19 protein-coding genes are annotated in these 16801 nt (G+C 70.8%); 6 read left to right on the top strand and 13 right to left on the bottom strand.

All coding sequences use genetic code 11. The annotated features are described in order from the left end of the window. The first annotated feature begins 36 nt into the window (after window positions 1–36). A complete protein-coding gene (locus ASF58_RS11160; protein ID WP_055951701.1) occupies window positions 37–1332 on the top strand; it encodes a CoA transferase in 1296 nt (431 codons plus the stop codon). Here the strand turns inward: ASF58_RS11160 and ASF58_RS11165 are convergent. Further along, on the bottom strand, window positions 1313–2116 hold the full coding sequence (locus ASF58_RS11165) for a fumarylacetoacetate hydrolase family protein (RefSeq protein ID WP_055951705.1): 804 nt from the start codon (window positions 2114–2116) through the stop codon (window positions 1313–1315). The two genes, ASF58_RS11160 and ASF58_RS11165, sit on opposite strands and share 20 nt — an antisense overlap. Window positions 2117–2609: 493 nt before the next feature. Here ASF58_RS11165 and ASF58_RS11170 point away from each other — a divergent pair, with 493 nt between their 5' ends. Beyond that, the gene (locus ASF58_RS11170) at window positions 2610–3008 is read left to right on the top strand and encodes a hypothetical protein (RefSeq protein ID WP_055951708.1); all 399 of its coding nucleotides are present in this window, start codon (window positions 2610–2612) and stop codon (window positions 3006–3008) included. 111 nt (window positions 3009–3119) lie between these two features. On the opposite strand, the gene ASF58_RS11175 is transcribed toward ASF58_RS11170, so the two are convergent. Continuing rightward, window positions 3120–3875 carry a helix-turn-helix transcriptional regulator gene (locus tag ASF58_RS11175; RefSeq protein WP_055951710.1) on the bottom strand — a complete coding sequence of 252 codons (756 nt, stop codon included), beginning with the start codon at window positions 3873–3875 and terminating at the stop codon, window positions 3120–3122. A 150-nt stretch (window positions 3876–4025) separates the two neighbouring features. Between ASF58_RS11175 and ASF58_RS11180 the strand changes: the two genes are divergently transcribed. Next, window positions 4026–5222 carry an MFS transporter gene (locus tag ASF58_RS11180; RefSeq protein ID WP_055951712.1) on the top strand — a complete coding sequence of 399 codons (1197 nt, stop codon included), beginning with the start codon at window positions 4026–4028 and terminating at the stop codon, window positions 5220–5222. 11 nt (window positions 5223–5233) lie between these two features. On the opposite strand, the gene ASF58_RS11185 is transcribed toward ASF58_RS11180, so the two are convergent. From ASF58_RS11185 to ASF58_RS11205, 6 genes are all read right to left on the bottom strand, one after another. After that, window positions 5234–6952 carry an IlvD/Edd family dehydratase gene (locus ASF58_RS11185; protein ID WP_055951715.1) on the bottom strand — a complete coding sequence of 573 codons (1719 nt, stop codon included), beginning with the start codon at window positions 6950–6952 and terminating at the stop codon, window positions 5234–5236. Between the two features lie 22 nt (window positions 6953–6974). Further along, the gene (locus ASF58_RS11190) at window positions 6975–7910 is read right to left on the bottom strand and encodes a dihydrodipicolinate synthase family protein (RefSeq protein ID WP_055951719.1); all 936 of its coding nucleotides are present in this window, start codon (window positions 7908–7910) and stop codon (window positions 6975–6977) included. A gap of 59 nt (window positions 7911–7969) precedes the next feature. Beyond that, entirely contained in the window at window positions 7970–8755 is a 786-nt protein-coding gene (locus tag ASF58_RS11195) for an SDR family oxidoreductase (RefSeq protein WP_055951723.1), read from the bottom strand. Window positions 8756–8949: 194 nt separating this feature from the next. Beyond that, complete coding sequence (locus tag ASF58_RS27470) at window positions 8950–9084, bottom strand: hypothetical protein (protein WP_280137539.1); 135 nt, start codon at window positions 9082–9084, stop codon at window positions 8950–8952. 177 nt (window positions 9085–9261) lie between these two features. Then, the gene (locus ASF58_RS11200; protein WP_244477284.1) at window positions 9262–10212 is read right to left on the bottom strand and encodes an NAD(P)-dependent oxidoreductase; all 951 of its coding nucleotides are present in this window, start codon (window positions 10210–10212) and stop codon (window positions 9262–9264) included. 106 nt (window positions 10213–10318) lie between these two features. Next, the gene (locus tag ASF58_RS11205) at window positions 10319–11242 is read right to left on the bottom strand and encodes a 3-hydroxyacyl-CoA dehydrogenase NAD-binding domain-containing protein (protein ID WP_055951728.1); all 924 of its coding nucleotides are present in this window, start codon (window positions 11240–11242) and stop codon (window positions 10319–10321) included. A gap of 129 nt (window positions 11243–11371) precedes the next feature. On the opposite strand from ASF58_RS11205, the gene ASF58_RS11210 reads away from it, so the two are divergent. The 3 genes from ASF58_RS11210 to ASF58_RS11220 are packed head-to-tail and all read left to right on the top strand — an operon-like array spanning window position 11372 to window position 13987. Beyond that, window positions 11372–12364, top strand: coding sequence for an ABC transporter substrate-binding protein (locus ASF58_RS11210; RefSeq protein ID WP_082513001.1), 993 nt, complete (start codon window positions 11372–11374; stop codon window positions 12362–12364). An 8-nt stretch (window positions 12365–12372) separates the two neighbouring features. After that, window positions 12373–13176: an ABC transporter permease gene (locus ASF58_RS11215; protein WP_055951730.1), complete on the top strand. Its 804-nt coding sequence runs from the start codon at window positions 12373–12375 to the stop codon at window positions 13174–13176. 16 nt (window positions 13177–13192) lie between these two features. Further along, window positions 13193–13987: an ABC transporter ATP-binding protein gene (locus ASF58_RS11220; RefSeq protein ID WP_055951733.1), complete on the top strand. Its 795-nt coding sequence runs from the start codon at window positions 13193–13195 to the stop codon at window positions 13985–13987. Between the two features lie 227 nt (window positions 13988–14214). Here ASF58_RS11220 and ASF58_RS11225 read toward each other — a convergent pair whose 3' ends face one another. The 5 genes from ASF58_RS11225 to ASF58_RS11245 all read right to left on the bottom strand — a co-directional run bounded on the left by ASF58_RS11225 (window position 14215) and on the right by ASF58_RS11245 (window position 16520). Then, complete coding sequence (locus ASF58_RS11225; RefSeq protein ID WP_055951736.1) at window positions 14215–14499, bottom strand: hypothetical protein; 285 nt, start codon at window positions 14497–14499, stop codon at window positions 14215–14217. 78 nt (window positions 14500–14577) lie between these two features. Continuing rightward, window positions 14578–14811, bottom strand: coding sequence for a DUF2171 domain-containing protein (locus tag ASF58_RS11230; RefSeq protein ID WP_055951739.1), 234 nt, complete (start codon window positions 14809–14811; stop codon window positions 14578–14580). Window positions 14812–14866: 55 nt separating this feature from the next. Continuing rightward, window positions 14867–15151: a hypothetical protein gene (locus ASF58_RS11235; RefSeq protein WP_055951742.1), complete on the bottom strand. Its 285-nt coding sequence runs from the start codon at window positions 15149–15151 to the stop codon at window positions 14867–14869. An 81-nt stretch (window positions 15152–15232) separates the two neighbouring features. Next, window positions 15233–15496 carry a helix-turn-helix domain-containing protein gene (locus ASF58_RS11240; protein WP_055951745.1) on the bottom strand — a complete coding sequence of 88 codons (264 nt, stop codon included), beginning with the start codon at window positions 15494–15496 and terminating at the stop codon, window positions 15233–15235. Window positions 15497–16223: 727 nt separating this feature from the next. Continuing rightward, window positions 16224–16520, bottom strand: coding sequence for a hypothetical protein (locus ASF58_RS11245; RefSeq protein ID WP_055951748.1), 297 nt, complete (start codon window positions 16518–16520; stop codon window positions 16224–16226). Between the last annotated feature and the right edge of the window lie 281 nt (window positions 16521–16801).

Consider the following 16801-nt stretch of genomic DNA (forward strand, 5'->3'; position numbering starts at 1 on the left):
GGAACGGATGCCGCCCGCACGAGAGGGGAACGGACCATGGTCGAGACGACGGCGCGCGATGACGGCCCCCGCTCTCCTGCGCGGCCTCTGCCGCTCGACGGCATCCGCGTCCTCGACCTCTCGCGCGTGCTCGCCGGGCCCTGGAGCGCCATGTGCCTCGGCGACCTCGGCGCCGAGGTGATCAAGGTCGAGCATCCGGAACGCGGCGACGACACCCGCGACTGGGGCCTGCGTACGGGCCCCAGCAACACCTCGTACTTCGACGCCGCCAACCGCAACAAGCGCTCGATCACCCTCGACCTTGCCACCCCGGAGGGCCTTGCCGTGGCGCGCGACCTCGCCCGCACCTGCGACGTGGTGGTGCAGAACTTCAAGACCGGGGGCGCCGATCGCCTCGGCCTCGGCTACGCGACCTTGAGCGCCGAGAATCCGCGCCTGATCTACTGCTCGATCTCCGGCTACGCCTCGGACGGGCCGGAGGCGACCCGCCCGGGCTACGACATCGTGGTGCAGGGCGAGGCCGGCCTGATGGCGCTCAACGGCGAGGCCGAGCGGCCGCCCCTCAAGTTCGGCCTCGCGGCGGTCGACCTCTTCACGGGGCAATACGCGGCCCAAGGGGTGCTCGCCGCCCTGTTCGAGCGCGAGCGCACCGGGCGCGGGCGTCACATCGAGCTCGCCCTGTTCGATTGCGGATTGGCGCTCACCGCCTATTGCGGGCTGGAGGCGATGGTGCGCGGGCACGATCCTGTGCGCGCCGGCAACGCCCATCCGTCCATCGCCCCCTACGGCGTGTTCCAGGCCGGCGACGGGCCCATCGTGCTGGCGGTAGGCAACAACGGGCAGTACCGCCGCCTTTGCGAGGCGGTCCTGGCGCGACCGGACCTCGCCGCGGACCCGCGCTTCGCCACGAACCTGGAGCGCTCACGCAACCGCGCGCAGTTCCTGCCGGCGATCGAGGCCGAACTGGCCCGCTGGACCCGAGCCGACCTAATCGCCCGGCTGGACGCAGCCGGTATCCCCTGCGGCGAGGTCCTGGGCCTGCACGAGGCCCTGACCTCCGACCGCGCCCGCGCCGGCAATCTCGTGCTGCCGCAGGGCGGCGACGCCGATCCCGCCGCCCATGTTCCTGCCGCCCATGTCCCTGCCACCCCTGTCCCTGCTGCCTACGTCCTGGCCCCACCCTACCGCCTCGACGGAGAGCGCCTGCCCGTCCGCCACATGCCGCCGGCCCTGGGGGCATCGAGCGCCGAGATCCGGGCGGACTGCGCGGCACGGCGGGCGGCGGAGGCCGAGCGCTCCGCGAGCGATCCGGTCAAACCGGCAGGAGCGTGAACCCGAGGCTTTGGCCGAGGAACCGGGCCGTGATCCGACCCGGGCCGGTCAGGTCGAAGGGCACCGAGAGCGTACCCGTGGAGACGAGGCTGCCGGCCGGGATCGTCATGCCACGCTCGCGCGCCACGGCCATCAGGTCGGTGAGTGCGGCCAGGGGATCCGTCGCGTCCTCCCCGGTGACGGCCCGGACCCGCTCCACGCCGTCGACTTCGACCACGAGGCTGCGTGCCACTTCGGCGAGGTCTCCCGTGGCCAGCACGGGGCCGAGCACCAGGGCCTGGAAAGCCGAATTGTCGGCCGCGAAGCTCGGCCAGCCAACGGCACGGCGGTCGACGTAGCGGGACAGCACGAGCTCGAACGCCGCCCGGGTCTCGCCGACGACCTCGGCCGCCGGAACCACGGGAGCGTCGGGGGCGATGTCACGGGCGATTCCGTAGGCGATCTCGAACTCGATCGTCACCGCCCCGGCATGCGGCATCTGCAGTCGGGCCCCGTTCCCATGGAGCCGGTCCCGCAGCACCCGCCCGGCGATGGAGCGGCCGACTCCCGAGCCGCGCTTGCCCTTGTGGCTGCCGATGGCGAGCTTCCAGCCAGCAGACTCCGCACCGAGCGCAGCCACGAGCCGGTCCTGGACGTCGTAGCCCTCGGACATCGTGCGCGGACGTACGGCCTCGGGCAGTTCAACGAGCTGCCGCCCCGCGCGATAGGCCGCCAGCAGCAGGTCCGCGGCAGGCTGGGGATCGAAGGCTTCGGGTACGGCTTCGGGCAAGATATCTGAGGGCATGATAACTGACATGGCGAACCTCTTCGCGGCGTCGGGCCGGATACCCAGCCTCTAGCGGATATTTGCGTCGGCTGAAGAGCGATTCCGGCCGAGTGGGCTCACCCGGCTTTCCGCCTCAGCGCGGGGCGCCGGTGCGAGGGAGATCGGGCGGACGAAGCTGCGCCGTCGGCACCGATCCGGACCCGAAAACAGCCTCGAGGGGGCGTGACAGAACAAGGAGCCGGCCCCGTGGGTCTTCATCAACCGGCGCATTGGCCGAGCCCGGGGCTGAACGATCTTGCCGGCAACCGAATAATGCTGGCTGCGAAAAAGAGACTGCGGCGGCGCCATGATCTTGGGCGACCGGCGTCGGCGTGCAGGCGATCGCGCACGCGCGGCAGAGATATGCCGAGACATGTTGGCAATTTCTATTGCCGGACGATCCATCCTGGCGGGGAACCGATCCGCGGGCGCGGAATTATACTTCCCGACATCACCCTCGGAGGAACGCCACGTGAAAATCTCGACGATTGCCGGAGCCGCTGCCATTTTCGCGATCACGGCCGGGACCGCGCTCGCCGCGCCCTGCAACACCGGTTCGACGAAGGGCACCAGCCCGGGCCAGCAGACGATGAACGACAAGAGCTCGACGGCCGATCAGGGCAGCAAGAACCTCGCGGGCGGCCAGCAGCCCGCCTCCCCCGGAACGGTCGGCGCGATGAACAACGTCGGCGCCAACCAGATGGTCGGTGATAAGCCTGGTTCGGAGGCCAAGAACGACCAGGGCGGCGGCGTCGGCACATCCAGCAAGAACCTCGCGGGCGGCCAGCAGCCGGCCTCGCCCGGGACGGTGGGTGCCATGAACAATGCCGGCGCGAACCAGGAGATCGGCAAGAAGGGCGACGATTGCTGATCGCCTGACGCCGACGGCACCATCAGGACGCCCGCCCGGTCTCGCCCGGGCGGGCTTTTTCATGCGCTTCGCCGGCGGCACCGGACGCCGCCTCCGGGACGGGAGATCCCGTCAGGCATCCCACGCACCGCCGACCAGGGCCTGTGTCCGGCTCCGCAAGGCCTGGAGGCTGCGGTAGCCGACCGAGGCCGCCACCTCGCGCGGCGCCTGTCCATCGACCGCGAGGGCGAGGGCCCGAACGACCCGGGCCCTCGCCCGCCATTGCCCGAAGGTCAGACCCGTCTCCCGGCGGAATCCTCGCGTCAGCGTCCGGCGGCTCAGGCCCGCCCGCTCGGCCCAGGCATCGAGATCGCGTGCTCCCGCCGGGTCGTCGATCAACCCGAGGCAGACCCGGCGGAGCCGGGCATCGCGTGGCAGGGGCAGGGTCAGGCGCGTCTCGGGGGCGCGTCCGATCTCGTCGAGAATGATGGCCTCCAAGTGCCCGCCCCGGCCGGTCTCGTCGTAGAGCACAGGCTCGTTCGTGAGGGCGACCAGCGCCGCAGCGAGGAGGGCCGAGACTTCGATCACCCGGGCCCGACCCGGAAAGCCGGCGATCGCCTCCCGTGCAAGATAGGCCGAGCACATCGCCACATCTCCGTGCATGACGACGGCGTGCGGCAGGCCCGGCGGAATCCACAGGGCATGGCCTTCCGGCACGACCCAGGTCCCAGCCTCCGCCGTGGCCATCATCAGGCCGGCGGTGGCGTAGAGGAACTGGGCCCGCGGATGGTGGTGCCAGTCCGTGCTGCTGCCGGCCGCGAAGGTCTTGGGCATCACCGCGACCGCACGCGGGACAACCTGGTAATCTTCCGCCCGGATTGAGCGCATCGGCGTCTCCCTGGCCCGATCGCGTACACATTCGGCCCGACGCCATTCAACGGGTCAGATAAACGGGAGGCAAGTCCCTGCGGAAGGCGGCCGGTGCGTCGGCACCAGCCGCAGCCCGAGAGGATTCCTGCCGGAGGAGAGGCCCGACCGATGGACGCCGAAACCCTGTCCCGTCGGACTCTGCGCTTCGTCAACGTGGCGCATGCCCTCGACCACTTCGTCCTGCTGATCTACCCCACCGCGGTGATCGCGATCGCGACGCAGACGGGCCTGAGCTACGGCGAACTGATCCAGCTCGCCACCGGCGCCTTCGTGGCCTTCGGGCTCTGCGCCCTGCCGATGGGCTGGCTCGCCGACCGGTTCGGGCGCCGCACCCTGCTGGCGATCTTCTTCTTCGGCTACGGCCTCTCCTGCTTCGGCGTGGCGAGCGCCGGCAACCCGACGGCGTTCATGGTGTGGCTCTGCGTGCTCGGGCTCGCCTCGGCCATCTATCACCCCGTCGGCTCCACCATGCTGGTGAGCCATGCCCGTCGCCTGGGGCGCGACCTCGGCGTGAACGGCGTCTGGGGTAATCTCGGGGCCGCCACAGCCTCCGGCGTGACGGCGCTCCTCGCCACGGCGTTCGGTTGGCAGGCGGCCTTCGTCGTGCCGGGCCTGTTCTGCCTCGCCTGTGGGGCGGCGTTCCTGGCCCTCGTGCCCGGCGACGGCACCGGATCGCAGGGCCAAGCCGGGGCAAGGCCCGTCATCCCGGTCGCGCGCCCGATCCCGCTTCTGCTGGTGTTCGCCTTCGCGATCGTGGCGGGCGGGATGACCTTCAACATCACCACGATCGCCCTGCCGAAGGTGGTCGACGAGCGCGTCGGCGACGGGCTGCCCCTGCTGCTGATCGGATCGGTGGCCACGCTCGTCTTCGTTTTCGGTGCCCTGACCCAACTGCTGATGGGCCGCCTGATCGACCGCTACAGCCTGCCGGTCCTCTTCCTCGGCCTGTCCGTCCTGCAGCCCCTCGGCCTCGGCCTCGCGGCGGTGAGCACGGGCGTCCCGCTCCTGGCCGGCCTCGTGCTGACGATGGCGGCCCTCTACGGGCAGGTCGTGATCAACGACGCAATGGTGGCCCGCTACGTGCCCCCGCTCTACCGCGCCAGGGCCTACAGCGTGCGCTACTTCCTCGGCTTCACCATCAGCGGGTTCGTGGTGCCAATGATCGCCCTGCTGCACGACCGGGGCGGATTCGGCCTCGTGCTGGGGATCGCGGCGGCATTCGGTGCCGTCATCTTCGCCGCCGCCCTCGGCTTCTTCGTCCTCACGCGGCAGCCGGCATCCCGCGCGGTCGCCCCCGCGGCGTGACAAGGGCGGCTCTAGCCCTCGCTGTCCGGTATCGGCTCGGCGCGCAGGAAGTCGAAGTCGCAGCCCTCGTCCGCCTGCAGAACCGACCCGTAGAACAGGTGCGCGTAGCCGCGCCGTGCCCAGTCCGGTCGTTGCACCGGGCCGAGGGCGGCGCGGCGGGCCTCCAGTTCCGCGTCGTCCACGAGGACGTCGATGCGTCGGCCGGCGGTGTCGAGGCGGATGCGGTCTCCGGTCCGGACGAGCCCGATGGGACCGCCGACGGCCGATTCCGGCGTGATGTGGAGCACGACGGTGCCGAAGGCCGTGCCGCTCATCCGGGCGTCGGAGATGCGCACCATGTCCTTGATCCCGCGCGCCAGGAGCTTCTTCGGGATCGGCAGGTAGCCCGCCTCCGGCATGCCCGGCGCGCCCTTGGGGCCGCCGTTCTGGAGCACGAGGACGTCGTCCGGCCGGACATCGAGGTCGGGGTCGTCGATTCGGGTGGTCATGTCGGCGATGGAGCCGAACACCACCGCCCGGCCGGTATGCTGGAGCAGGGCCGGGCTCGCGGCGCTGTGCTTGATCAGGGCGCCGCGCGGAGCGAGGTTGCCGCGCAGCACCGCCATGGCGCCCACGGGCTTTATCGGATCGTCGGCGGAGCGGATCACGGTCTGCCCCGGCACCGCCTCGGCCGCCGCCACCACGTCGCGCAGGGTCCCGCCCGCGACCGTGGCGGCCTCCAGGTCGATCAGCGATCCGAGGTTCCGGAGCAGGGCCGGCACGCCGCCGGCATGGTGGAAGTGCTCCATGTAGTGCTGGCCGGAGGGCTTCAGGTCCACGAGCACCGGCACCGCGCGCCCGAGGGTGTCGAAGGCGTCGAGGTCGATGCCGTGCGGCGTCCGGTTGGCGATGGCGGTCAGGTGGATCAGGCCGTTGGTGGAGCCACCGATCGCCTGCAGCACAACCTCGGCGTTGCGGAAGGCGGCTGGGGTGAGGAGCGCGCTCGGGCGCGGGCCGCCAGACAGGGCCATCTCGGTGGCGCGGCGCCCGCTCGATTCGGCGATGCGGATCCGCTCGGCATGGGGCGCCGGCACCGTGGCGCTCATCGGCAGGGACAGGCCGAGCGCCTCCGTCACGCAGGCCATGGTGCTGGCGGTGCCCATCACCATGCAGGTGCCCACCGAGGGGGCGAGGCGGCCGTTGACGCGCTCGATCTCGTCTTCGTCGATCTCGCCGGCGCGGTGCGCGCTCCAGAGCCGGCGGCAATCGGTGCAGGCGCCCAGCACCTCGCCCTTGTGATGGCCGACCACCATGGGACCCACGGGGATGACCACGGTCGGCAGGTCGACGCTGGCCGCCGCCATGATCTGCGCCGGCAGGGTCTTGTCGCAGCCGCCGATGACGATGACGGCGTCCATCGGCTGGGCCCGCAGCATCTCCTCGGTGTCCATCGCCATGAGGTTGCGCAGGAACATCGAGGTCGGGTGCGCGAAGCTCTCGTGGATCGAGATCGTCGGGAACACCATGGGCAGGCCGCCGGCCAGCATCACCCCGCGCTTGGCCGCCTCGATCAGGGCCGGGGCATTGCCGTGGCACGGATTGTAGTCGCTCGCCGTGTTGGTGATGCCCACGATGGGCCGGTCGAGGGCGTCGTCCGAGTAGCCCGCCGCCTTGATAAAGGCCTTGCGCAGGAACAGGGAGAAGCCCGCGTCGCCGTAGCTGGTGAGGCCCTTGCGCAGACCCTTGCTCATGATGCTCGTCCGGTTCCGGGGATCAGGGGGCCACGCCGGCCCGCGGGTCGACGCGGGCGATGCGCGACAGGAGGTAGTCGACCTCCGCCCGGCCCTGCGCCGACAGGCTCGCGGCCGGTTTGCGCTGGGCGTCCGAGGCGAAGATCCCGCGCTTCCGGAAGACGTACTTGCGCACCGCCAGGCCCAGGGGGCCCTGCTGCTGTTCGTATCGCAAATACGGCAGGTGCGCGTCGAAGAGGTCGTGGGCCGCATCGCGCTCGCCGGCCCGCGACAGGCGCACGACGTCGACGAGCATCTCCGGGAAGGCGTAGCCGGTATTGGCCCCGTCCGCGCCGCGCTCCATCTCGAAGTCGAGGAACAGGCCGCCGTTGCCGGTGAGGATCGCGATGTGGCGCATCGAGCCATCCTGCTCGAAGCCGCGCAGGGCGGTGATCTTGTCGAGGCCCGGCCAGTCCTCGTGCTTGAGCATGACGCAGGACGGGGTCTCGGTGACGATCCGGCGGATGACGGCGGGCGTCATCACCACCGAGAAGGTGAGCGGGTAATCCTGGATCACGAAGGGCACGTCGGGGCCGATCGCCTCGGCAGCGTTGCGGTAATAGGCCACCACCTGGTCGTCGGTGCGCAGGGTGTTGGGCGGCCCGATCATGACGCCGGCCGCACCCAGCTCCATCACCTCCCGGGCGAGCGAGCGCATGGCCGCGAAGCCCGGGGCCGAGACGCCCACGAGGACCGGCACGTCCATGCGCCCGATGACCCGCCGGGCGATGGCCACCGCCTCGGCATGGTCGAGCTTCGGCGCCTCGCCGAGCTGGCCCAGGATGGTGAGGCCGTCGATGCCCGCGCCGAGGAAGAAATCCGACATCCGGTCGAGGGAGGTCTCGTCGACCCGACCGTCGGGATGGAAGGGCGTCGGGGCGATCGGGATCACGCCCTTGATCGCGCTGGTGAGAGCCATGGTGTCCTCCGGAGTAGCAGAATCGCCCGCGCGGCCGTGCCGCCCGGAACCTCGGGGCGTCAGACGCTGGGGATCAGCCCGCCATCGACCCGGGTCACCGACCCGGTGACGTAGGCGGCCCGGGCGCTCGCCAGGAAGGCGACGACGTCGCCGTACTCGCGCGGATCGCCGTAGCGCCCGAGGGGGATCGCGGCCGTGCTCTCGGCCGTCACGGCCTCCACGGCGCGGCCCTCGCGCGCGGCCTTGGCGTTGTCGAGGAACAGGATGCGCTGCGTCGCGATGCGGCCGGGGAGTACGACGTTGACCGTGACGCCGTCGGCCCCGACCTCCCGCGCCAGGGTCTTGGACCAGCCGACCAGGGAGAGCCGCAGCGCGTTCGAGATCGCGAGGTTCGGGATCGGCGCGACGATGCCGGAGGAGGTGCTGGTGATGACCCGGCCCCATTTCCGGGCGCGCATGCCCGGCAGGACCCGGTCGGTGATCGCGATGACCGAGACCACCATGGCCTGGAAGTGCCGGGTCCAGAGCTCGGGCGCCTGGCCCGAGGCCGGCGTCGGCGGCGGGCCGCCGGTGTTGTTGACGAGGATGTCCACGGGGCCGAGCCGCGCCTCGATGGCGGCGACGTGCCCCTCGATCTGCGACAGGTCGGCGAGGTCCCAGGTCAGGGCCATCCCCTCCGACCCGGTCGACGCGATGGCCGCGAGGGTGGGCGCGAGGGCACCGGCATCGATGTCGGCCGCCGCGACCCGGGCGCCCTCGGCCGCCAGCGCCGTGGCGATGGCGCGCCCGAGGCCTCCGCCGGCTCCGAGGACGAGGGCCGTCCTGCCGCGCAATCCGAGATCCATCGGCCGCTCCTCCGCGCTGAACACTCTCGACGGGCGGTCGAGGCGTGTCCCGGGGGCGGTGTGCTCCACCCTCCGGCGAAGGCTGTTCTACAGGCTTGCGGCGGCGGCGATAAGCGGGAGGCGACGACGTTCCGCCGGTCCGGGAGGGAAAACTCGCCGGGCCGGGGCCGGGATCCGGTGACTAGGCCGGCCGCTCAGACCGGATGGGCGCCGGCGTCGATCAGCCGTTGGTAGTGGCCGAGCCAGGCCTGGATCATGCGGACGAACAGGCCGTCGGCGGCCGGGCTGCGCGGCAGGACGGACGGGGAGACGGTGGGGGAAGCGGACATGGCGATCTCGCGCAGTCGGGACGGGGGCGAGCAGGACGCTCGCGATGAGCGTGATCTGGGCCCGATGGTGCGCTGCAGCAATCGCTCTGACGACGGGACGATGATGCGCTCCATGCATGGCGCGGCAGGAATTCCTTAACCCTCCTCTGCGTGGCGCGGCCGAGCCGCCGGCCGCGATCACTCCGCCCTCTGCAGGGCCTCCGGGTTGACGAGGTTCGGAGGCGCGACGCCGCGCAGGATGCACAGCATCGCCTCGGCGGCGCCGAGGCCCATCACCCGCAGGCTCGCGGCACTGGTACCGGCGACGTGCGGGGTCAGGAGCAGGTTCGGGCAGGCGAAGTAGGGATGGTCCGCGGGTAACGGCTGGGTCCCGAACACGTCGAGGGCCGCACCCCCGATCGCCCCCGCCCGCAGGGCTGCCGCGAGGGCGTCGTCGCGCACGATGGGACCGCGCGCCACGTTGATCAGCACGGCGTCGGGCCGCATCCGGCCGATCAGCCCCGCATCGACGAGGCCGCGGGTCTCGGGCGTCAGCGGGCAGGCGACGACCACGGCGTCGCTTTCCGCGAACAGGGTCTCCCGGTCCACCGGCTCGATCAGTCCGCCGGCGGTGTTCGGGCTTCGGGAATGGCCGAGCACCCGCAGGCCGAAGCCGTGGCGGGCGATGGCGGCGACCCGGCGGCCGATCTCCCCGGTGCCGAGGACGCCGAGGGTCGTCCCGCCGATCTCGCCGAGGTCGCTCGCCCGGGATTTCGCCGGGAGCCAGCCGGCTTCGCGCAGGGTGCGGTCCAGGGGCGCGAGCTGGCGGCGCAGGTGGAGCAGGGCCGCGAAAACGTACTCGGCCACCGCCTGGGTGTTGCTGCCGGGCAGGTTGGCCACCGGGATGCCGCGGGCCGTCGCCGCCTCCAGGGGCACGAAGTCGAGCCCGACCCCGTGGCGCACGATGCCGCGCAGGAGCGGCGCGTGGTCGAGGATGTCGTCGGGCAATTGCGCCCGCACGATCAGGCCTGCCGCCTCGGCCGCCAGGGCCCGCAGGGTCTCGGGCCGGGTGTCCGCGGCGGTGAGCACCCGGGCCTCGCCCGAGAGCCGGGCGATGGCCTCCGGATGGATGGGATTGGTCAGGACCACCAGGGGGCGGAGGTCTGGCGATCTTTCTTGCCGGGATACGCTCACGCTGTGTCTGCCTTCGGGAATGCGGGCGGGGCCGATCCGGGATCGGGCGGCGTGCGGTGGCTCAGGGGTCCTGCCCCGCCACCTCGGTGCGGGCCTTGAGGATCTCGATGAGCGCGCGGTCGCGGCGCTCCGTCAGGATCGCGAGCGAGCGGCCGGCAGCCTCCGCCTCGATCCCGGCGACGATCCGGTCCTTGACGTCCTCGGTCAGCTCCGGGGTCCCGAGGCTGGCCCAGCGCCGGACCTGGCTCGGACCGAGGTGGTCGAGATAGTGCCGGATGCCGCCCGCCCCGCCCCCGAGATGATAGGTCATGTGCGGCCCCATCGCGGCCCAGCGCAGGCCCGGGCCGTTGCACAGGGCGGCGTCGATGTCGGCGACGCTCGCCACCCCTTCGGCCACGAGGTTGACGGCTTCTCGGTAGAGGGCCGAGGCGAGGCGGTTGGCGATATGGCCCGGCATCTCGCGGGCGAGCACCACCGGCCGGCGCCCGAGCCGGGCGTAGAAGGCGGCGGCCCGGGCCGCCGTGGCGGGGTCGCCGGCCACGATCTCCACCAGGGGCACGAGGTGGGGCGGGTGGAACGGGTGCGCCACCACGATCCGCTCGGGCCGGGCGCAGTCGGCCACGAGGGCGCTGCGCAGCATCGCCGAGGTGCTCGAGGCGACGAGGATCGACGGGGGCAGCCGGCGATCGACCTCCGCCAGCAGGGCGCGCTTGACCGCCTCGTTCTCCGGCGCGTTCTCCTGCACGAAGCCCGTGCCCGCGAGCGCGTCCTCCAGACGGTCGTGGAAGCGCAGCGTGCCCTGCCCGGTCAGGCCGAGCTCGGCCAGCTGCGTCCGCGCCGCCTCGACCGCGCGGACGGCCGCCGCCGCGAAGCCGGGCGCCGGGTCGTAGGCCGCCACGTCGAGGCCGTGGGCGAGGAACAGGGCCGCCCAGCTGGCGCCCAGGGTTCCGCAGCCCAACACGGTGACCCGTTCGATTTCATCCATTTCAATGGCTGTCAAAACTCTCTCCCGGGCGGGTTTACTTTCGAATCCAGAATACGCTTATTCAACCCTGTACCGACCGTTTTCGCGGCGGACGAAGTGGGCGACACGACCCGCGACCGGAGGAAGCCGATGTTCAAGCGCCACGCGACCGCGCGCGCAGCCCTGCTCGTTCTCGCGACCTTGGGGGGGCTCGGCAGCGCCCGGGCCGAGGATGTGGTGCGCCTCGGCAACCTGAAATTCGCCCATTACGGCGCCATCTCCTACATGAAGGAGATCGCTCCGAAATTCGGCCTGAAGATCGACGAGAAGGTCTTCGCCAAGGGGGCCGACATCTACCCCGCCATGGCGGTGGACCAGATCGACATCTCGGCCTCAGGCGCCGACGGCGCCGTGGCCGCGCGCGGCAACGGCGTGAAGCTCTACGTGGTGGCGGGCTTCGCCAATGGCGGCGTGCGCATCCTGCGCCGGCCCGACCTCGACACCGTCAAGACCCTCAAGGACGTGAAGGGCCTGAAGGTCGCCACCGTCCGCGGCGGCACCCAGGACCTGATGCTCCTGGCCGAACTCGACAAGCACGGGATGACCTGGTCCGAGCGGGCCGGCAAGGACGTGCAGCTGATCTACTTCAACAACTACGCCGACCTGAACCAGGCCCTGGCGCAGAAATACGTCGACGTGATCTGCCAGAGCGAGCCGCAATCGACCCAGGCCATCAGCGCCGGCTACGCCACCGAGGTGGTCAAGCCCTACGACACGCCCATCGGCGTGCCGGTGCGTCCGCTGGTGATGACCGAGAAGATGTACAACGAGCGTCCCGAGGTCGCCGCCAAGGTGCTCAAGCTGTTCGTCGCCGCCACGAAGGCCTTCATCGACGACCCGGCGCTGGCCGAGAAATACGTCCGCGAGACCGTGTTCAAGGGCCAGCTCTCGAGCCAGGATTTCCGCGACGGCATGGCCAACGCCAAGTACACCTACGACGTGCCGGCCGGGCACATGCAGACCACGACCGACTACATGGTCAAGTACGGCCTCGGTAAGATGGTGAACCCGCCGAAATCCGATGCCGAGTGGGTGAAGACCGACCTCCTCGACAAGGCCAAAGCCGAACTCAAGACGAACTGAGCGGACCCATGCATCGGCTCCGCGGCGCGATCGTCCCCCTCGTTCTCCTGATCCTGTGGGAGGTGCTGAGCCGGGCCGGCGTGTTCTCCCCCATCGTGCTGCCGCCGCCGAGCGCGGTGGCGGTGAAGTGGTACCAGGGCATCCTGCCCGGGCTGCCCTACGACCCGGCGACCGAAGGCTACTGGCACTGGGTGTTCTCCGGCGAGATGCCCCACGACGCCATCGCCAGTCTCGCCCGGGTCCTCACCGGGTTCTGCCTCGGCGCCGGCCTCGCGGTGCCGGTCGGGCTCCTCCTCGGGACCAGCGACCGGCTCTACGGGCTGTTCAGCCCGCTCCTCGAGATCCTGCGGCCGATCCCGCCGATCGCGTACATTCCCCTCGCCATCGTCTGGTTCGGCCTCGGCAATCCGCCGGCGCTGTTCCTGATCGCGCTGGGCACCTTCTTCCCCGTGCTGGTCAACACCATCGCGGGGGTGCGCCAAGTGGATTCGATCTACATCCGCGCCGCCCGCAACCTCGGGGCCGGTTCCTGGACGATGTTTCGCCGGGTGATCCTGCCGGCGGCGAGTCCCTTCGTACTCGCAGGCATGCGCATCGGCATCGGCACCGCCTTCATCGTGGTCATCGTCGCCGAGATGATCGCGGTCTCGGACGGGCTCGGCTACCGCATCCTGGAGGCCCGCGAGTACATGTGGTCCGACAAGATCATCGGCGGCATGCTGACCATCGGCGTCCTCGGGCTCATCATCGACGGGGCGATGTCGCGCCTCAACGACCACCTCCTGCGCTGGCATCGCGGCCTTGAACGCTGAACCGGGACGCCTGATCATGTCGGCGCAAATCGAGATCGCCCACGCCAGCAAGGTGTTCGGGACGGGCGACGGCGCCGTGCCGGCCCTGGACGACATCACCGCCACGGTGCCGGAGGGGCAGTTCCTCTGCCTGCTCGGGCCGTCCGGCTGCGGCAAGTCCACCCTGCTCAACGCCATCGCGGGCTTCACCCCGCTCAGCGCCGGGCAGATCATCATGGGCGGCCGCCCCGTCACCGAGCCCGGACCCGACCGCGGCATGGTTTTCCAGGAATACGCGCTGTTCCCCTGGATGAACGTGGAGGACAACGTCCGCTTCGGTCTCGACATCCGGGGCGTGCCGCGGACCGACGCCACGGTGACGGTGGACCGCATCGTCGCCACCCTCGGCCTGTCGGATTTCCGCAAGCGCTACCCGAAGGACCTCTCGGGCGGCATGCGCCAGCGCGTGGCCATCGCCCGCATCCTGGCCCTCGACCCGCCGGTGATGCTGATGGACGAGCCCTTCGGGGCCCTCGACGCCCTGACCCGGCGGACCCTGCAGGACGAGTTGCTGCGGATCTGGGCCGAGTACCGCAAGACGGTGATCTTCGTCACCCATTCCATCGAGGAGGCGATCTACCTCGCGGACCGCATCCTGGTGATGACCTACCGGCCGGGGCGCATCAAGCGCGACATGACGGTGGAGATTCCGCGCCCGCGCGACACCGCCTCGGGCGAGTTCAACGCCCTCAAGCGCGAACTCGCCGGCCTCGTGATGGCCGAGCAGCAGCGCTTTACCAGCGCGGAGCTGCACGGGGCGGCCGTGGATTGAGCGCAGTCCTGGCGCACCGATATCTGGCGCACCGACATCTGGCGACCCGACAGAAGAACGCCCGCAGGCCGGTGGGCCGCGGGCGCTGAAGGTTGTTGCCAATCACCCGAGGACCAGCACGGGCAGCCCGGGAAGGAAAGCGGTTCGGACGCCGGCTGGCAAGATGAAAAGCGTCAATTGATCGGTGCACCTGTTCGGAACGGCCGCTTTTTCAGAATGGCCGCTTCTCAGAATGGCCCTGGGCCCAGGCTCTCCGCCAATTGGAGTGCCTCGAGGACGGCCTTGCCGATGCGGTCCGCCTCGTCCTCACCGGCGGCATTGGCCAGGACGACGGCCACGGGCCGGGGAACCGACAGCGCCTGTGCTCCGACGGTGACCTGAAGCTCGTCGCCGTGGGGCGCTTCGATGCGGCGAAGGCCGACCCGCAGGCCGGCCGCTTCCCCGAAGACGCGCTCCAGGCCTGCCAGGGCCTCCCGGCTCGTGCCGAAATCGCCCGTGATGACATCAGCCATGGGTTCTCTTCCTTCGGGTCGGCGAGGCGGATGCGCGGACCCGGTCGCCGACGGACCCGGCGAAGGGGCGCGGGGCGATCAGGAGGTCGACCATTCCCGCTTGACCTCCTCGGCCGGCCGGTCGAGGCGCACGGTGTTGCCCTCGACGGACTGGACGAAGTCGACCGGGATGAAATGGTGAAGGCCGCCCGCCGCCGCGTCCTTCTTCGTCAGCTTGATCTCGCCCTTGTCGACGTGATCGACGGTGCCGACATGGGCGCCGTCCGAGCCGACCACGTCGGCATGTTCCTTGATCTGCGAGACGTCGACCATCGGTTTCACTCCCTGTTCCCACGTCAACGGGAGCCGCGAGGCGGTGTTCCGGTCGTCAGGAGAAGGGGCCGGATGGGGTGCCGGCCCGGTCGCGCCGCGCGGCGCGCGCCATGTTGATGAGTTCGCGGGCGGTGAGGCCGCCTGCCGAAGTTTGGGGTGTATCCGGCCGCGCGGTGGCGGCTTTGGTGGTCAGGACCGGTCGGCCGAGGGCGAGGCCGCTGGATTGCAGGGTGGTGTCGTGGCTGCGCCAGAGCCGCCGGAGCCGCTGGGCCCGCGCCTTGTCGGCCCGGGTTTCCTCCGTTCGGGCGCCGCGCACCCGCGTGTCGATCTCTGCCGTCATACGTCCCCGTCCCGTTCCTGTGGACAGGCGAATAGCAAAGCTTGCCTGTACGCGACATTCTTGAAGTGGCGCTTCCCTGCGCTAGGGCGTCCCGGCGCAGGGTCTATCTGCCCGGCTGCGCGAGCAGGCGTCCGGGGTCACGCCGAGGGCCCAGGCCAGGTGGCCGAGGGTGGCGAGATCAATCGCGTCGCCCTCTCCCCGCTCCACGGCCTGGATCACCAAAACATCGACCTCGGCCAGGAAGGCCCGGTCCTCCACGGGAAGGCCGAGGCGCAACCGGGCGGCGCGCAGGTTTCGGGCGAGGGTCATCAGGAAGGCGCGCGTTTCGGCGGACCGGTCGGGCATGCCCCCAGATGGGGCCCGGCGCCGAGCGCGGGGCAGGCTCTGCGTCGGGGGCAGGGCTCCAGGTTCCCGATCCTGTTCGCCGCAGGCCCGGCCCTTCATCAATCCTTAACCATGATGCGTCAGGGTGTGCTCAAGCCGGTGGCGCCTTCGGGGTGCCAGACCGGCGACGGCCATGCCGCCGGATCGGGTGACGCCGGATGTACGCGCACCGGATCCTGGCGGGCATGCCCGTCGGATTCGCAGAATCGCGAAACCCTCTGCCCGGATGCGGCGTTGATGCTGATACCTCGGGCAGGGTCTCGCCTCGGGCCCCCGCGTGCTCGGACAGCCTGCCTCAACCCGACGCCTCCGGACGGTGACGCATGGCCCTCCTCTTCGCCCTCCTCCTCATCGGCATCCCCATGGCGCTGGCCGCGATGGAGCTCGCCCGCATGCGCGCCTCGCGCCCTCTCTGAGGAGACGATCCCAGACCCGCGGCGAAGGAGGATCTCCTCCGCAGAGATGCTCCGGCGGGCCTCTCCGAAGGGGTGGCCCCGCCCGCGGTCGATTGGGGGGAACGCGAAGCAGGGCCACACTGGCCATCGGGGGGACGCGGCCAGCCCTTCGACTGTGACAGGCACGTCGGGCGGCGGCATTCACCCACGTTACGTCCCGAGCAAGAAGGGTCCTGTGCCGGGCGGAGCTTCGTCCGAACGGGCCGCAGGGGGACGGCCCCTTCAGAATCGGCTCAGCGCAACAAGCGCTCCTGCAGGAAGCGGTCCTTGCGACGCTTCGAGACGTAGGACCGGGCAGCGTAGCCGAGGGCGAATCCGAGCGCGATCATGACCAGGACGGCCAGGAACTGGAGCAGGAACGAGATCAGGACGCCGAGCGCGATGCCGAGGGCGAAGAGCGCGTAGCCGGTGCCGCGGGTGCGCGGCTTGCTCATCTCCACGGTGGCGGCCAGGCGGGCCACGTGGATGTTCCGCTGGATCGAACCCCGGAGGGATTCGAGCCTTGCGCCGAAAGTGTTGGAGGCGGGCATCGGGCGTCGCTCTGCGTGAAGGCGGGTGGTGAATCGGCCACGCACCAGCCTATCGCAAGCGCATCGGCTGGGTGAAGGGCAGCCCCGAGCAGGCGCTTCGGCTGTCCCGTCCCATCGGCGCTCGTTCGGCGCGGTCGCGGCCGCGTCAGGTCATTCCCGAGGCAGGGCGTACGGCTGTGCTCAGAAGGCGTTGGTGCGGCGGGTGATTTCGGCCAGGACGGTGCGCAGGAGGATCTGGAGGTCGAGGCGCAGGCTCTGGTTCTCGATGTACCAGAGGTCGA

It is taken from the genome of Methylobacterium sp. Leaf125 (genome assembly GCF_001423085.1).
Classification (GTDB): domain Bacteria; phylum Pseudomonadota; class Alphaproteobacteria; order Rhizobiales; family Beijerinckiaceae; genus Methylobacterium.

Coding starts and splice junctions, on each gene's coding strand:
- ASF58_RS11230 (WP_055951739.1), bottom strand. CDS start 14,811: ATGGTCGACGTCTCGCAGATCAAGGAACATGCCGACGTGGTCGGCTCG.
- ASF58_RS11210 (WP_082513001.1), top strand. CDS start 11,372: ATGTTCAAGCGCCACGCGACCGCGCGCGCAGCCCTGCTCGTTCTCGCG.
- ASF58_RS11235 (WP_055951742.1), bottom strand. CDS start 15,151: ATGACGGCAGAGATCGACACGCGGGTGCGCGGCGCCCGAACGGAGGAA.
- ASF58_RS11245 (WP_055951748.1), bottom strand. CDS start 16,520: ATGCCCGCCTCCAACACTTTCGGCGCAAGGCTCGAATCCCTCCGGGGT.
- ASF58_RS11165 (WP_055951705.1), bottom strand. CDS start 2,116: ATGCCCTCAGATATCTTGCCCGAAGCCGTACCCGAAGCCTTCGATCCC.
- ASF58_RS11215 (WP_055951730.1), top strand. CDS start 12,373: ATGCATCGGCTCCGCGGCGCGATCGTCCCCCTCGTTCTCCTGATCCTG.
- ASF58_RS11220 (WP_055951733.1), top strand. CDS start 13,193: ATGTCGGCGCAAATCGAGATCGCCCACGCCAGCAAGGTGTTCGGGACG.
- ASF58_RS27470 (WP_280137539.1), bottom strand. CDS start 9,084: ATGTCCGCTTCCCCCACCGTCTCCCCGTCCGTCCTGCCGCGCAGCCCG.
- ASF58_RS11160 (WP_055951701.1), top strand. CDS start 37: ATGGTCGAGACGACGGCGCGCGATGACGGCCCCCGCTCTCCTGCGCGG.
- ASF58_RS11195 (WP_055951723.1), bottom strand. CDS start 8,755: ATGGATCTCGGATTGCGCGGCAGGACGGCCCTCGTCCTCGGAGCCGGC.
- ASF58_RS11175 (WP_055951710.1), bottom strand. CDS start 3,875: ATGCGCTCAATCCGGGCGGAAGATTACCAGGTTGTCCCGCGTGCGGTC.
- ASF58_RS11185 (WP_055951715.1), bottom strand. CDS start 6,952: ATGAGCAAGGGTCTGCGCAAGGGCCTCACCAGCTACGGCGACGCGGGC.
- ASF58_RS11180 (WP_055951712.1), top strand. CDS start 4,026: ATGGACGCCGAAACCCTGTCCCGTCGGACTCTGCGCTTCGTCAACGTG.
- ASF58_RS11205 (WP_055951728.1), bottom strand. CDS start 11,242: ATGGATGAAATCGAACGGGTCACCGTGTTGGGCTGCGGAACCCTGGGC.
- ASF58_RS11225 (WP_055951736.1), bottom strand. CDS start 14,499: ATGGCTGATGTCATCACGGGCGATTTCGGCACGAGCCGGGAGGCCCTG.
- ASF58_RS11190 (WP_055951719.1), bottom strand. CDS start 7,910: ATGGCTCTCACCAGCGCGATCAAGGGCGTGATCCCGATCGCCCCGACG.
- ASF58_RS11240 (WP_055951745.1), bottom strand. CDS start 15,496: ATGCCCGACCGGTCCGCCGAAACGCGCGCCTTCCTGATGACCCTCGCC.